The following is a 14,583-nucleotide window of genomic DNA, read 5'->3' as shown; positions in this document are numbered from 1 at the left end:
GAGGGTACGGCCCCGGCACGCCTAGCAGACCGACGCCCGCCGCCGGCTCCACCGCGCTGAGGCACGTACGCCCCGGCTGGTGCTGCCCCCGTCTCACATGTGAGGGGGGACGGGATCAATGTGAGACTGGGCAGGGAAGAGGTGATCCCCGTGTCGGACCCACCACACGCGCCCGGCGATACCGCCCCCGCCGTCGACGAGATTCGGCTCGAACAACTGATCACCGAGGCGCAGACGGCCCTGCCTTTCGAACTACCCGCCCTGGCCGACCGATGTGCCTCGGCCCTCGGACTGGGCACCGCGCACATCTACCTCGCCGACCTGCAACAACGGCTGCTCATTCCACTCGACGAAGCCTTGGAACCACTGCCGGCGGACCACTCGTCCGGCGGCTGGGCGTACCGGACGGTTTCCCCTCGGGTGGTCGATGCCGGTGACAGTTTGATCATCTGGATGCCTCTGATCGACGGGGCGGAGCGCCTCGGCGTGCTGGCGGTGAACGCCGCCTCGCTCGACGGGCCGTTGATGCGCCGCAGCCGGATGCTGGCTCATCTGTTCGCGATGTTGATCACCTCGAAGCGCGCCTACAGCGACTGGCTCGCCGCCCGTACCCGCACGGCGGCCATGGGGCTGCCCGCCGAGATGCTGCGTGCCTTCCTTCCGCCGCGCACCATCGGCAGCAGAAGCTGCGTCTCGACGGCGGTCCTGGAACCGGCGTACGACGTCGCCGGCGACGCCTTCGACCACTCGGTGGTCAAGAACGTGCTGCACACCATGATCCTCGACGGCATGGGTCACGATCTGATCGCCGGCCTGACCACGTCGGTCGCCATGGCCGCGGCGCGCAACGCCCGTCGCGGCGGCGGCGATCTGACCGACGTCGTCGGCTCCGTCGACCGGGCGCTCGCCCAGTGGCTGCCCGACCACTTCTGCACCGGTGTCCTGTGCCGGCTCGATGCGGAGACCGGGGTGCTGCGCTGGGTCAACTGCGGTCATCCCCCACCGCTGCTGATCCGTGACGAGCGGGTGCTCGCCGGGGCGCTGGACAGCCACCCGCAACCGCCGATCGGTCTGGCCGGCAACCTCGCCCCGACCACCCGGCAGGTTCACGAGACGAAACTGGAGCCGGGTGACTGCGTCCTGCTGTATACCGATGGTGTCGTGGAGGCTCGGGATGCGGACGGTACGGAGTTCGGGCTCGACCGGTTCACCGACTTCATCATCCGCTCCAACGCCGCCGGCCAGCGCCCGGCCGAGGTACTGCGGCTGCTCATCCACGCGATCCTCGACCACCAGCGCACCCAGCTGCGGGACGACGCGACCATTCTGCTCTTCGAATGGCGCCCGCAGTACCAGTGACGCGGAACCGCGCCGCGCCCCACGATCACCGTCGGACGCAGCGCCTCTTTGGAAGAACAGCACGCCGGCCGAAGTTCCCGCCATCGAACTCCGAAGGCCCCCTGTTCGCTTCCGGAGTTGCGCCCGTGCCTCCGGAGCCCGCCGGACGGCCGTCACCGTCCCCGCTGCTCGCCGGCCCCTGCCGAGGGCGCGCGGCCGGCTATGCCCTCGTCTGTGACAGCGCCGCGGGGGCGGTGAACAGCGCTTGAACGGCGGTGCGGACCTGGTCGGCGACCACGTCGGGGGTGGAGGTGTCGAGCTTGCCGTCGAGGTGCAGGAAGGCCAGGCCGTGGACGAGGGCCCACACCGTGGTCGACAGCGCCTCCACGTCGGCGCCGGGGAAGGCGCCACGGACCATGCCGCGGACGTATTCCGAGATCGCAGTGGTCGCGGCAACCCGTTCCTCGCTGTTCGGGTCGCAGGGCTCCGCGAACATCACCCGGAACAGCGCCGGACGCTCGAGCGCGAAGCGGACGTAGGCGACGGCAACCGCCGCGAGCTCGTCGGGAGTCGTGGGCGAGGGATGCGCCGCGGCCAGATGTTCGGCGAGTTCGCGATAGCCCTGCGCGGCGACCGCGGAGACGAGGGCGTCACGGTCCGCGTAGTGGCGGTAGGGAGCCGTCGCCGACACGCCGGCCCGCCTTGCCACCGCCCGCAGGGACAGCCCGGCGCTGCCGTCCTCCTCGAGCAGTTCCCGCGCGGCACGCAGACAGGCGGCGCGCAGATCGCCGTGGTGATAGGTGCCGCCCGCTTGCGGCATAGGTCACGCTCCCTCAAGTTTACGGCGCTTACATTGCTGGCCTAATGTGAACACCGCATACATCGTAAGCGATCGAGATCGAGAGGGGAACTCGGATGACCAGCGAGCTGTTCGCACCCTTGTCCTTGCGCTCCGGGCACGTACTGGACAACCGGATCGCCAAGGCGGCCATGGAGGAGAACATGGCCGGCGACGGCCAGCTCCCGGACAAGGAGCTGTTCGGGCTCTACCGGCGCTGGGCCGCCGGCGGCACCGGACTGCTGATCACCGGCAACGTCATGGTCCATGCCGAGGCGCTGACCGGTCCAGCCGGCGTGGTGCTCGACGCGGCCGCGCCGCTGGAGCCTTTCATCGAGTGGGCCAAGGCCGGCAAGTCCGGCGGCGGGGCGATCTGGATGCAGATCAACCACCCCGGCCGCCAGATCGGATCCGACATGCCCGGAGTCGTGTGGGGCCCGTCCGCGGTCGCCCTCGACCTGGGCAAGCACAGCAGCCGTTTCGGCCGCCCGGTCGCCATGACGCCCGAGCAGATCCAGGCCACCGTCACCCGGTACGCCGTCACCGCCCAGCGCGCGGAACAGGCGGGCTTCGACGGCGTGGAGGTACACGCCGCACACGGCTACCTGCTGTCGCAGTTCCTGTCCCCCCTGGTCAACAAGCGCACCGACCAGTGGGGCGGGTCGCTGGAGAACCGGGCCCGGATGCTGCTGGACGTCGTCCGCGCCGTGCGCGCGGCCGTCTCCCCGTCCTTCGCGGTCGCGGTGAAGCTCAACTCCGCCGACTTCCAGCGCGGCGGGTTCGACGCCGACGACGCACGACAGGTCATCGAGATGCTCGAACCGCTCGGCGTCGACCTGGTCGAGCTGTCCGGCGGCAGCTACGAAAGCCCGGCGATGTCGGGCCGTCCCGCCGACGCGCGCACCCAGGCCCGCGAGGCGTACTTCCTCGACCTGGCGAAGGACCTGGTCAAGACCAGCCCTCTACCGCTGATGCTCACCGGTGGCATCACCCGGCGCGAGACCGCGGAGAGGGTCCTCGACAGCGGTGTGGCGATCATCGGGATGGGCACGGCCCTCGCCGTCACCCCGGACCTGCCCGACCGCTGGCGCCAGGGCCGCGAGGCCGACGGGCAGCTGCGGCCGGTCACCTGGTCCGACAAGGCCCTCGCCTCGACTGCCGGCATGGCACAGGTCCGCCACCAGATGCGCCGCATCGCCCGCGGAAGCCGCCCCACGCCGGGCACCCACCCGGCGTTCGCCCTGATCTCCGAGCGGCGCAAGCAGCGACGGGCCCTGCGCCGCTACCGCGCCTGGCTGTCGGCATCCCAGGGCGCCGCGTAAGCGTGCCACCGGAAGGGCCCCAGGTGCTCGCCGCGACCACCTGAGGCGCTTCCGGTCGTTCGCCACGCCGCGCAACCCCGCCGACCGCCGGCATCACTCCCCCATCCGCACCGGGCATCCCGCTACGCGACGATCGTGGCCGGCAGGGACGGGGCTTGGCCGGCACCCCCTGGGCACCTGGCGGGCCGGCATCCGGACGGCTCAGGGCACGTCGACGGCGCGGCTCCATCGGAACCAACGGCACATGGCCGTTCGCCGGGTGCCGGATGACCGGCCTCGCCAACACCGAGGAAAGTTCAACGGTTTCGGCCGCAAGGCTCCCTGGTTCCTCGAGGACCGCCTGCGCGAGGGCGGTGCGGATCACGTCAAGGCACGCCTGCCCCTGCTCCCGTTCGTGGTGGTCGACCGCAATCTGTACACCGGCCGGAACCCCACGTCCTCCGGGCGACTGGCCAAGCGGCTGGTGGCCGATCCGACTGATCCGGCGCGCCAAGGCGCGCATCGAGTAGAGCGCCGACAAGGCGTACGCCTCCCGCATGAACCAACTCGCGGTCCGACATGAGGCGAGCGTCTTCGTTGCGGCCTTCAACGAGCGGTTGCGATCAGCACGTTCGGTACGCGCCCGCGAACGGCTCCTGCGGCACGAGGGTGTTCACCGGCCTGGGGCACTCGAGGGACCCGGGCCTCGCCGATCATCCACCTCAAGGGCCCTGGTGAGCACCCGCGTCCGGCATGCGGGATCGGGGCGGAGGGCGGAGGATGGAGGAGGGAGTTCCCGCAGTCCCATGAGAGGCTGCGGACCATCGCGCACGGCTGACGGCCCCGGGGGCTTCGGGGGCCGGGCGCCGTCCCGTCCGCGCCACTCCACCTTCAGCGAAAGACGCCGACGAAAGACGCCGCCATGGCCGTGCTCTTCTTCGACATCGGAGCGACGCTCGCGGACGTCAGCTTCGAAGCCGACGGTTCCCTCCGCTTCCGCCCCAGGCCCCGCGTACCGGACGTACTGGATCACTTCGCGGACGTACGCAAGGGCATCATCTCCAACCCCGGTCCCGCTCAGGATGATGCCGAGCGCGCCGCGGCGGCCCTCGGCGCGGCGTTCGCCGGGCATTTCACGGACGACCGCCTCATCCACTGGGGCCCGAAGACCAGCCGGGCCATATTCGACGAGGCCGTCACGAGCGCGGGAGGTCCGGCCGACGACTGCGTGTTCGTCGGGGAGGACCACGCCGAGCGCGCGTTCGCCCGCGCAGCGGGCATGCGGACCGCGGCCCACCCCGTGTTCGCCCAGGCCGCCGTCGAGAACCGCCCCGTCCTCTGGACGAGGATCGGCCTGCCCCAGGGGCGGACCCTCGCCCAGTTGGAGGGGCTGGCGAACGGCACCGAGGTGGTTCCCGTGCACGTCCCCTCCGACCGGCTGGTGCTCGCCATGGCCACCGTGCTCGGGGCCGAAGTGCTGCAACGAGGCGGCTTCACCACCGACTTGCGGGGCAGCGTGGAGGACACCGCCGCCTTCCTGGTCCGGGACGACCGGCCGGTCACGATGCCGGAAGGCTTCGCGGACGCCTCCGACGAGTCCGCAGCGGACGCCGAAACGGCCCTGCGCGCCGCGGCGGCGTACGGCTTCGTCTGCGATGAGGTGGCGGGGAAGGCCCCGACGGTCGGCTCGCTCGGGCCGGCCCCGGGCGGCGTCTATGTCGCCGCCCCGGCCGGTGCGGCGATCGAGCACGTACACCCGCCGGGTGCGCGTCCGGGCCACACCGAACGCCTCCTCCCCGACCCGGCGCTCCTGTCACGTCCCGGCGAGGCGCAGACCGAGGGGTTCGCGGCCGAGGGACTGGCCGAGGCGTCCGGGAACGGTGTCCCGTCCCCGGAGACCGTCGCCGCGGTGCGAGCGGCCGTGACGCCCGAGGCTCTGCGCGGCCATGTGGCGCGTCTCTCCGGCGTCGACCCGCTGGTCGCCGGGCAGCCGGGGAAGGTCCGCAGCCGTGACGCGTCGACCGAGGACAACGCGCGTGTCGTGGAGGCGCTGAGCCGCCGCTTCCAGGAACTGGGGCTGACGGTCCGACGGCAGGCGTTCGGGTGGCGGGGACACCGCCTGTTCAATCTCGAGGCGGAGCACCGGGTCGAGGGCGCGGACTCCGCCGTGCTCGTCACGGCACATCTCGATTCCACCGCGGCGAGCGGCCACTTCGTAGACGCGGACGGGCGGCCCCGTCTCTACGATCCGGCGGTGGACCCGGCGCCCGGCGCGGACGACGACGGCAGCGGCACCGCGGCGGTGCTGACCGCGGCCGAATGCCTGCGTGCGCTCGTCGCGGACGGCAGGCAACCGACCCGCAACGTGCGTTTCGTCCTCTTCAACGCCGAGGAACAGGGGCTCGTCGGCAGCAAGTTCTACGCACGCGCCGCCGCGACGACGGGCGACCGTATCGTCGGTGTCTTCCAGATGGACATGATCGCCGGCCGGCAGAACGGCAGCGCGCCGACGGTGGAGATCCATGCCGGCTCGTCCGTGCCGGGCCCGGTCGTGGGCGCGTCCGACGCGCTCGGCGACATGGTCGCACGAACCGTCCAGGCCATCGCATCCGACGTGACGGTCCAGCAGCTCACAGGCGTCGACGACCCCGCCGTGGGGCGGAGCGACCACGCAAGCTTCCACGAGCGTGGGTGGGCGGCCGTCGCCGTCTCCGAAGACCTCTTCCCATCCTCCGACGGCACACCGGGAACCGGCACCCGGCAGTACCACACGCCGGGCGACACCGTTCTCGACGAGGACCACGACACGGAGTTCGCGGCCTCGATCGCCCGCTGCGTCACGACGACCGCCCTGACGCTCGCCGGGCTGTAGAACCCTCAAGGACCGCTTCACACAAGGATCACGCCATGACCGTTCTGATCGACAAACGGGACCTGGACTACGACCGGCTCACCGCGGTGGCCGGAGCCGACATGTTCCTGGAGGAAACCGACCGGGTGGCGGACGAGGTAGGGCACATCCTCATCGCCGAGCCCGACAAGGTCAACCGCTTCACCGGCCATCTGACCGACCTGAAGGTGGACGGTGCTCCCGGCCTCACCATGGCGGCCGCGGGGGACGCGGACGACGTGGACTACATCGCCCGGGCCAAGGCGTACGTCTCCTCGGTCACCGGGGCGATGGGGTTCGGCGCCGACGAGCCGGCGGAGTTCGAGCCCGACCCGAGGGTGACCACGACGAGCGAAGGCATGCACGTGGTCAGCCTTCAGCAGATGCTCAACGGCATCGAGGTGTGGGGGATGGCGCCGAAGGTGTGGATGGAGGGGGACGGCACGGTGGACCGGGTCATCGGTGACACGGTGAGCGTGCCGGCGAACTGCCCCGCGATGCCCGTGGTCACCGCCGAGACAGCGCTGGCCGTGGCCGCGGCGCAGGCCGCCGAACCAAGGACGGTCGCGAGCCCCTTCGGCGACGACGACTTGTCGGCCCTGGAGGTCCCGGACAGCTTCGAGCGTCTGACGTACCAGCCGCGCAACGACCAGCCGATGACGTTCGCCAAGGGACCGTTCGACGAGGCCATTCCCTGTCGGCTGGTGTACCTCTACATGGGTGGTGACGTCCGCCTGGCGTGGTCGTTCACCTTCTCCAGGGACAATCTGACCGTCCAGTACCACGCGCTGGTCGAGGCCGACGACCGGGCGGAGGACCGGAACGCGCCCCAGCTGCTGCTGTTCGAGGACATCTCCCGCCGCATCGTCGAGGGACGGGTCTTCCGGCGGAACCCCGCCGAGAGCGGTTTCGACAAGGTGCCCTGGCCGCTGCCCCTCAACGAGTACCCGACCGAACCGCCGATCCCGCCGCTTCCGGGGTTCCCCGGACTGTGGGCGAACGTCGAGGACGGGCACGTGGCGACCGTCGGCAACAATGTGCTGGCCGTCGACGCCAGTAACCGCCGGCCCGTGGCGGTCAGCACGGATCCGCAGGGCAACGCGGTGTTCGACGCCCCGCAGGACTCGCCGGAGCAGTTCGTCATCAACATCTTCTTCTTCTGCAACCAGATGCACGACCTGACGATGATGCTCGGCTTCACGGAGGAGCACGGCAACTTCCAGACGGTCAACCCGTCGGGCCAGGGCAAGGGTGCCGATCCCGTCCATGCCTTCGCCCACCCGCAATCGGTCCCCGGCACGGCCAACATGGCCACGCGGGCGGACGGCACGGCGGCCGTCATGAACATGGGTCTGGTCCGCGGCACCGGGCGGCACACCGCCGATGACGGGGACGTCGTCATCCACGAGTTCTTCCACGGCGTGTCCAACCGTCTCGTGGGCGGACTGCACGACGCGCAAGGCCTCGACGAACTCCAGTCGGAGTCCATGGGCGAGGGCTGGTCCGACTTCTTCGCCCTCACCACGCGCAACTTCTCCCAGGCCCAGGAGCGTGTCGTCATCGGCAACTGGCTGATCGACAACCCGGCAGGCATCCGTCAGAGGCCCTACGACGCGCACTATCCCGGCAGCTTCGGGGACATCGGCAAGGGCCCGGGGCAGCTGGGGAGCGACCTCGACTACACGGAGATCCACAACGTGGGCGAGATCTGGTGCGCGGCCCTCATGGAGTTGACCCGCAGGGTCGCCACGGCGCTGAACAGCAAGGAGCGAGGCTACCGGGTGACCTGGCAGGCGGTCATCGACGGTATGAAGCTCACCCCGAAGAACCCCTCTTTCCTCATCGCCCGCGACGCGATCCTGCGCGCCCTGAAGGCGATGAAGGGAGGCCGGCTGACCGAGACCGAGTACAAGGCGGTCCGTGAGGCGGCCTGGGGTGCCTTCGCCAAGTTCGGGATGGGCGTGGACGCGTTCTGCCCGAATGCCTCCTTCTCCGGCTGCCGGGGCGGCACGCAGGTGCCGGCTGCGGAGGACGATTCCTGAATCCCATCGCCTCCGACGATCCCCGCGGCGGCTGGACGAACCGTCCACCGGCCGGAACGACTGCCGGTCCCCCTGACGGGGCCGGCAGCCGTGACACTCATCTCCCGTCTTCGGTCAATACGGCGGCAAGGAGTCCTGGGAAGCGGGCATCGAGATCGACGCGGCGCAGCGCCATCAGACGAGCCTTTCCCACCCGACGGGTCTCGGTGACTCCGGCTTCGCGCAGGATCCGCCAATGGTTGGACAGCGTCGATCTGGGCACGTCGACACCATCCGGGCTGCACGCGCTCTCGCCGTCCTCGGCCATGCGGCGGACCAGCGCCAACCGGACCGGGTCGCCCAGGGCATGCAGCACTGCGGCCAGGTCCACGTCCTCTGGATGCCCCACCGGCCCTCCTCGTCATCTCCCGCGTGATACCCGCTAGTATGCAGATCGCTTCGACGTTTCGGAAAAATCGAAATGATCTTGGGAGATGTCCGTGCCGATACTCGCCACCCTTGCCCGCGTCTACGTCGACGACCTGGACGCGGCACTGCCCACCTTCGTCGAACTCACCGGTGAGCGGCCACGGCTCCGGTTCACGTACCGCGACCTGGACCTGGCGAGCGTCGGCGGCTATCTGCTGCTCGCCGGTTCGGAAGAAGCCCTCGCCCCGTACCGCGGCACCCACGCCACCACGATCGTCGAGTCCCTCGACGAAGTCCTGCACATCACCGAACAACACGGCGGAGAGATCCTGGACGGCCCCAACGAGGTGCCCACCGGACGCAACCTGACAGTACGACACCCCGGAGGCGCGACCATCGAGTACGTACAGTTCCACGCAAGCACACGATCAGCGCTCGCATGAGCCGGCCGATCACCCCGAAGCAGACACCGAGCGGTGAGGGAACACCGGTGCCGGCGCCATGCGGTTCGGCGACAGGACCCGGGCCGGCCCTAGGCCGCGTGCCGGCCGCGTACGGTGTCGGCCACGGACGCCGCGGTGCGGATGAGTGCCGCCGTGGCCGTCGAACGGGACTGCTGCGGCCAGGCGATGGCGAGGACCGACGGCGGTGCGTCCGGAGCCGGCCGGTAGACGACGCCCGGGCGCGGATAGCGGGCGGCCACGGAGGCAGGCAGTACGGGAGTGGGGCCGCCCAGTGCGACGAGCGTGAGGAGTTGGGCGAGGTCGCGGCCGAGGCTGCGGTTCTCCTCGGCCGACCGGGTCACGTCCTCCAGGCGCAGGCCGAGATCGGCGAGGGACAGGCGGTCGCGGGCGGCGAGCGGGTGGGCGGCGGCGAGAGCGACGACGCGCGGTTCGCTGATCAGGGTCTCGGAGTCGAGGCCGGTTCGGTCGAACGGCTCGTGGACCAGGGCCACGTCGGCTTCGCCCTGGCGCAGTAGCCGCGGCTGTTCAAGCCAGCCGCACAGCCGGACGGCGACCGGCACCGACATCGGTTGCGACGCGAAGCACGTCAGGATCGGCTCCAGCAGGCCGGCGTCACCGTCCGCCTTGACGGCCAGGATCAGCTTCGGCTCGGGAGCCGCCGCGCGCTGGGCCCTTCGTTCGGCGGCCTGTAGGGCGTCCAGGGCGATCCTCGCCTCCGCGAGGAGTACCGCTCCGGCCGGGGTCAGCGCCACGTTGTGGGTGGTCCGCTCGAGGAGGGCGACGCCCATCTCCGCCTCCAGCTGGCGGATCGCGCGGGACAAGGGCGGCGGTGAGATGCCCAGCCGCTCGGCCGCGCGGGTGAAGTTGAGCTCCTCGGCTACGGCGACGAAGTAGCGCAGCGGGCGGGATTCCATGCTCTGCCCCTCTGGTCCCGCAGGACCCTCTGAGGTCGGTGTCGCTCGGTATTGCCTTGAGGGTAACAAGCGCGAGCGAATCGGTCCTTCAGTTCGGGCACGGCAGGCAGCAGGCTCGACGACGTCCGACAAGCACCTCTTCTGGAGTAGTTGATGATCGTCGTCACCACCCCCACCGGCCGGATCGGCCGACAGGTCCTCGAGCAGCTCGTGGATGCCCCGGACGGTGCGCAGGGCATCCGGGTCATCGCCCGTGACCCGGCCCGCCTCTCCGCGCGGGTGCGCGAGCGCGTCGAGGTCGTCCACGGTTCACACTCCGACGCCGCCGTCCTGAACGAGGCGTGCACGGGCGCCGACCGCCTGTTCTGGCTGGTGCCTCCGACACCCCAGGCGGACAGCGTCGAGGGCCACTTCCGCGACTTCACCGAACCGTTGTGCGAGGTGATCGGGCGTCAGGGCGTCGAGCGTGTCGTCAGCGTCTCTTCCCTGGGACGCGGAGTGGCGAAGAACGCCGGTCAGATATCGGCCTCGCTCGCCATGGACGAGGCCATCATGGGCACGGGCGTGCACTACCGGGCGTTGTGCCCGCCGTTCCTGATGGAGAACCTGCTGGGCCAGGCCGCCTCGATCCGCGACGCGGGTGTGTTCTTCCTGGCGGTGGAGGAGAACCGCGTCCTGCGCACCTGCGCCACCCGTGACATCGCCGCCACGGCGGCCCGGCTGCTGCTGGACGGCTCCTGGACCGGACAGCACGACGTTCCGCTCGTCGCACCCGACGACCTCACCGCCGAGGCCATGGCACAGGTGGTCTCCGAGGTCCTGAACCGTCCGGTGCGCCTCCAACGGACCAGCAGCGCCGACTACAAGGCGACGGCGCTGCGCTTCGGGGCGAGCGACGCATGGGCACAGGGACTGGCCGACATGGCGGATGCCCTGATGGAACAGGGTTTCTACGGCGCCGCCCAGCCGAGCACCCCGGAGTCCGCGCCCACCGGCTTCCGCACGTGGTGCGAGGAGGTGCTGAGGCCCACCGTCCTGGGCTAGGGGCTTACTTCGGATCAGCCCGGCCCGATCCAGACGAGAGGCCCGCCGGTCCTGTTGCCTGGGCTCGTAGGGCGGTATGACCCTCATCCGGGCGGCAGGGCAAGCTCACTCACCTTCGTGCTGAACACCCTGCACGGGACTGGAACGTCGCCCACGTCGATGCCGTCTCACCATGCGCAAAAGGTAACTGTCGTGGTCACCCGCACCGCTGGAGACTCCTCCGGCCTCAGACCATGGGTGACCGCATGGGGGAAGGAAGAGAATCGATGAAAACAACGGGTACTCGGCGACGCCTTGCCGCAACCGCGGCCGCGGCCCTGATCGCCGGTGCGGGTGTCCTCATGGCAGCCCCCTCGGCAATGGCGAAGGCCAACGTGCTGACCATCGACAAGGTCTCGCTCCACAAGCCGAACGTACAGGTGAAGGTCACCTACTCCTGCGATCCCGGCCTGGATCACGAACTCGTGGCCAACGCGCGGAGGCTGGACACCGGTACTCGCGACGAGGTGACAGCCGCCGGCACCGTCAAGAGGGACAAGCTCATCTGTGACAGCGACAGCCACGTCACCCAGGTGAACATGCGCCCGGCCCAGGGTTCCCACTTCGTCAAGGGGAACAAGCTCAAGGTCACCGTCTTCTACTTCGACAACGACGGCTTCAGCTACGCCCACGAGGACGCAGTCGCCGTCCTGTAGACGGTTCGCACCCTGGCGCGGCGTCTTCGGACCCCGCCGGCAGACGGTCCGCCGACGCTTCGCCCAGTGGAGCCGTGCCCGTGTCCGGGCACGGCTCCACCGCGTGATCCCGGACGAGCTCGGCAGCCGCCAAGACGGCATCGGCCCGGCCGGCCGGCCGGATCAGGACGGCCGGGCCGATCCGTTCAGACGGACGACGACCATGGCGATGTCGTCGTCGGCCCCGCTGGTCACGCCGAGGCGGGCGAGGAGGGCGTCGGCGAGGTGTTCCGCGCCGAACCCGGTGCAGGTGGCGAGCGCCGAGGTCAGCCGGGCCAGACCGTCGTCGATGTCCTCACCGCGTCGTTCGATCAGGCCGTCGGTGTACAGGACGAGGGTGTCGCCGGGGGTGTAGGTCGCGTTGGCCTGGGGGCGGGGGACGTGTTCGGGGCGGGCGCCCAGCGGTGGATCGGTGGCCTGGTCGAGCAGGTCACAGGAACCGTCCGGGTGGAGCAGGACGGGTGGGGGGTGGCCGGCGCTGCTGTAGATGAGCAGTTGGCTGTGGCAGTCGACGAGGACCTGGACGGCGGTGGCGGCCAGTGCCCCCTCGACCGAGCGGGCGTAGAGCCCCAGGACCTCCAGTGCCTGGGCGGGGCCGTGGACGGTGCGGGTGGCGGCGCTCAGCGCACTGCGGAGCCTGCCCATGACGGTGGCGGCCATCAGCCCGTGGCCGACCACGTCGCCGACCGCGACGGTGAAGCGGTCCGCGGGCAGGTCGACCGCGTCGTACCAGTCTCCGCACACGTTCAGGGATCCGGTCGCGGGCAGATAGCGCACGGCGATGTTCGGGTGCCGGGCCAGGTCCGGGGAGTGGAGCATGGCTTCCTGGAGGGCCACGGCGATGCGCCGTTCACGGGCGTGGGCCTGTCGCAGTTCCTCGTTCAGCTGCTGCAGTTGCCGCGCCCGGGCGTACAGTTCGGCTTCCATGGCCGCTTCCCGGCCGGGGCTGATCGACGGCGGGTGCCCCGTGTCGCGGGCGCGGACGACGTCGGTCATGTCCTCGGACCGGTGGATGATCCAGGTGACCTTTCCGTCCGGGCCGAGGACGGGCACATTGATCGCGGTCCACCACCGTTCCTTGAACACCTCGGGATTGCCGGCGACCGGGATGTCGTACTTCTGCAACGCCATGTGATCCGTCTGGCGGGAGGACAGGACACGGTGCAGTGAGGCTTTCAGCGTCACCACCCCGTCCGCTCCCGAGTCGACGGGATTGTCCGGGAAGGCGTCGAAGAGGTACTGCCCGACCAGCTCGGCCCGGCTCCGCCCGGTCGCCTCGCAGAAGGCCGCGTTGGCGTCGGCGATCACCAGGTCCGTGCTGAGCACCACGCACGGGCTCGGAAGGGATGCGAACACCCCTGCGTAATCGATCTTCGGTGTCACACGCTTTCCTGCCAGTCGCTCGGTCTTCAATCTACGAAAGGTCCAGCTCCCGCGCCCGCCGAGTTCGTCCGTGGGCAGCGGGGGGCCGCTGCGTACGCTCATCGGGCGTGCGCCGTGATCGGAGCCGGCCGGGTCGTGCTCCCGGCGCGGCCCCGGCTGTTTGGGCGCCGCGTGGCCCCACCGCCCGGCCCGACTGTTCCGGCGCCGCACGGACGCACCGGCCGCCCGGCGGATCACTCCTGTGGGGTACGTCCAGAGGACACAGAGGCCGTCGACCGGGGACCCGGTCGTGCGCTCCGGCCGGGCCCGCCGTACCCTGCGGCCATGACAGAGATCCAGGCCGCAACCCCCCGTGAAGCCTTCGAGCTGCTACTGGCAGGTAACCAGCGATTCGTCGCGGATGCCCCGGAGCACCCGAACCAGGACACCACCCGGCGCACCGAGGTCGCTCCGTCTCAAAGCCCGTTCGCGGTGCTGTTCGGGTGTTCCGACTCCCGCCTGGCCGCCGAGATCATCTTCGATCGCGGTCTGGGCGATCTCTTCGTCGTGCGCACTGCCGGCCATGTCATGGGCCCTGAGGTGATCGGCAGTATCGAGTACGGCGTCGACGTGCTGAATTCCCCCTTGATCGTGGTCCTCGGCCACGACTCGTGCGGGGCGGTCGGCGCGGCGTGTGCCGCGCTCGAGGGCGGCATGGCGCCGGCCGGCTACGTCCGGGACGTCGTCGAACGCGTCACTCCCAGTGTGCTCGCGGCGAAGGCCGCCGGGCGCGTGAGTGCCGACGAGATCCTCGCGGAGCACATAAGGCACACCGTCGACCTGCTGCTGGACCGCTCCCGCCTCCTGGCCGAGCGGGTCGCCGCCGGACAGGCCGCTGTGGTGGGCCTGTGCTACAGCCTGGCGGACGGGAACGCACGCCTCGTCGCGGCCCGCGGCCTGGACCTGCCCGTCGCCTCGGCTCTCTGAAGGATCAGCGGCAGGGGCCTTGCGGATCGGGCACGAGGCCGCCCGGCCCCTCGCCGCGGCACCTGCCCTGGGCTCTGGCGGCTGCCCTCGCCCACCCGCATGGAGACCGAGCTTGTTCCGCGCCGGTTCGCTCCGCCGTGGCAGCGAACCGGCAAGACCCTGACCGGCTGCAGACGGGACCGGCACCCCGCACAGGTCGCCCTGTGCGGGGTGCCGGTTCCTGATCACTGTCAGCCCTGGGTACCACCCTGAGTGTTCCCG

12 protein-coding genes and 1 pseudogene are annotated in these 14,583 nt (G+C 70.5%); 9 read left to right on the top strand and 4 right to left on the bottom strand.

Going from position 1 to position 14,583, the window contains the following annotated elements:
- The first annotated feature begins 150 nt into the window (after window positions 1-150).
- Window positions 151-1,359: a PP2C family protein-serine/threonine phosphatase gene (locus JK361_RS37050; RefSeq protein ID WP_307787421.1), complete on the top strand. Its 1,209-nt coding sequence runs from the start codon at window positions 151-153 to the stop codon at window positions 1,357-1,359.
- A 199-nt stretch (window positions 1,360-1,558) separates the two neighbouring features.
- Here the strand turns inward: JK361_RS37050 and JK361_RS37045 are convergent, their stop codons facing one another.
- On the bottom strand, window positions 1,559-2,158 hold the full coding sequence (locus tag JK361_RS37045) for a TetR/AcrR family transcriptional regulator (protein WP_201826857.1): 600 nt from the start codon (window positions 2,156-2,158) through the stop codon (window positions 1,559-1,561).
- 95 nt (window positions 2,159-2,253) lie between these two features.
- Here JK361_RS37045 and JK361_RS37040 point away from each other — a divergent pair, with 95 nt between their 5' ends.
- From JK361_RS37040 to JK361_RS37025, 4 genes and pseudogenes are all read left to right on the top strand, one after another.
- A complete protein-coding gene (locus JK361_RS37040; protein ID WP_201826855.1) occupies window positions 2,254-3,498 on the top strand; it encodes an NADH:flavin oxidoreductase/NADH oxidase family protein in 1,245 nt (414 codons plus the stop codon).
- Between the two features lie 236 nt (window positions 3,499-3,734).
- Window positions 3,735-3,970: pseudogene (locus JK361_RS37035) on the top strand (type 1 glutamine amidotransferase domain-containing protein); the annotation flags it as partial.
- 429 nt (window positions 3,971-4,399) lie between these two features.
- On the top strand, window positions 4,400-6,349 hold the full coding sequence (locus tag JK361_RS37030) for a M28 family metallopeptidase (RefSeq protein ID WP_201826854.1): 1,950 nt from the start codon (window positions 4,400-4,402) through the stop codon (window positions 6,347-6,349).
- Window positions 6,350-6,384: 35 nt separating this feature from the next.
- Entirely contained in the window at window positions 6,385-8,409 is a 2,025-nt protein-coding gene (locus JK361_RS37025) for a M36 family metallopeptidase (protein ID WP_201826852.1), read from the top strand.
- 97 nt (window positions 8,410-8,506) lie between these two features.
- Here JK361_RS37025 and JK361_RS37020 read toward each other — a convergent pair whose 3' ends face one another.
- The gene (locus tag JK361_RS37020) at window positions 8,507-8,779 is read right to left on the bottom strand and encodes an ArsR/SmtB family transcription factor (RefSeq protein ID WP_307787420.1); all 273 of its coding nucleotides are present in this window, start codon (window positions 8,777-8,779) and stop codon (window positions 8,507-8,509) included.
- Window positions 8,780-8,882: 103 nt separating this feature from the next.
- Between JK361_RS37020 and JK361_RS37015 the strand changes: the two genes are divergently transcribed.
- On the top strand, window positions 8,883-9,260 hold the full coding sequence (locus JK361_RS37015) for a VOC family protein (RefSeq protein WP_236054394.1): 378 nt from the start codon (window positions 8,883-8,885) through the stop codon (window positions 9,258-9,260).
- 89 nt (window positions 9,261-9,349) lie between these two features.
- Here JK361_RS37015 and JK361_RS37010 read toward each other — a convergent pair whose 3' ends face one another.
- Window positions 9,350-10,195: a LysR family transcriptional regulator gene (locus tag JK361_RS37010; protein WP_201826847.1), complete on the bottom strand. Its 846-nt coding sequence runs from the start codon at window positions 10,193-10,195 to the stop codon at window positions 9,350-9,352.
- Window positions 10,196-10,348: 153 nt separating this feature from the next.
- Between JK361_RS37010 and JK361_RS37005 the strand changes: the two genes are divergently transcribed.
- Both JK361_RS37005 and JK361_RS37000 read left to right on the top strand, forming a co-directional pair.
- Entirely contained in the window at window positions 10,349-11,239 is an 891-nt protein-coding gene (locus tag JK361_RS37005; RefSeq protein ID WP_201826845.1) for an NAD(P)H-binding protein, read from the top strand.
- Between the two features lie 341 nt (window positions 11,240-11,580).
- Window positions 11,581-11,934, top strand: coding sequence for a hypothetical protein (locus tag JK361_RS37000; protein WP_236054392.1), 354 nt, complete (start codon window positions 11,581-11,583; stop codon window positions 11,932-11,934).
- 162 nt (window positions 11,935-12,096) lie between these two features.
- Here JK361_RS37000 and JK361_RS36995 read toward each other — a convergent pair whose 3' ends face one another.
- On the bottom strand, window positions 12,097-13,356 hold the full coding sequence (locus JK361_RS36995; protein ID WP_201826841.1) for a SpoIIE family protein phosphatase: 1,260 nt from the start codon (window positions 13,354-13,356) through the stop codon (window positions 12,097-12,099).
- A 324-nt stretch (window positions 13,357-13,680) separates the two neighbouring features.
- Between JK361_RS36995 and JK361_RS36990 the strand changes: the two genes are divergently transcribed.
- Window positions 13,681-14,322, top strand: coding sequence for a carbonic anhydrase (locus JK361_RS36990; RefSeq protein WP_201826839.1), 642 nt, complete (start codon window positions 13,681-13,683; stop codon window positions 14,320-14,322).
- The last annotated feature ends 261 nt before the right edge of the window (window positions 14,323-14,583 follow it).

The organism is Streptomyces musisoli (assembly GCF_016741855.1).
GTDB lineage: Bacteria > Actinomycetota > Actinomycetes > Streptomycetales > Streptomycetaceae > Streptomyces > Streptomyces musisoli.
This window is presented reverse-complemented; position numbering and strand designations above follow the sequence as displayed.

What these genes read in the sequence shown, in the direction of transcription:
- JK361_RS37030 (WP_201826854.1), top strand. Translation starts at nt 4,400, where the DNA reads ATGGCCGTGCTCTTCTTCGACATCGGAGCGACGCTCGCGGACGTCAGC.
- JK361_RS37015 (WP_236054394.1), top strand. Translation starts at nt 8,883, where the DNA reads ATGTCCGTGCCGATACTCGCCACCCTTGCCCGCGTCTACGTCGACGAC.
- JK361_RS37000 (WP_236054392.1), top strand. Translation starts at nt 11,581, where the DNA reads ATGGCAGCCCCCTCGGCAATGGCGAAGGCCAACGTGCTGACCATCGAC.
- JK361_RS37045 (WP_201826857.1), bottom strand. Translation starts at nt 2,158, where the DNA reads ATGCCGCAAGCGGGCGGCACCTATCACCACGGCGATCTGCGCGCCGCC.
- JK361_RS36990 (WP_201826839.1), top strand. Translation starts at nt 13,681, where the DNA reads ATGACAGAGATCCAGGCCGCAACCCCCCGTGAAGCCTTCGAGCTGCTA.
- JK361_RS37025 (WP_201826852.1), top strand. Translation starts at nt 6,385, where the DNA reads ATGACCGTTCTGATCGACAAACGGGACCTGGACTACGACCGGCTCACC.
- JK361_RS37005 (WP_201826845.1), top strand. Translation starts at nt 10,349, where the DNA reads ATGATCGTCGTCACCACCCCCACCGGCCGGATCGGCCGACAGGTCCTC.
- JK361_RS37010 (WP_201826847.1), bottom strand. Translation starts at nt 10,195, where the DNA reads ATGGAATCCCGCCCGCTGCGCTACTTCGTCGCCGTAGCCGAGGAGCTC.
- JK361_RS37040 (WP_201826855.1), top strand. Translation starts at nt 2,254, where the DNA reads ATGACCAGCGAGCTGTTCGCACCCTTGTCCTTGCGCTCCGGGCACGTA.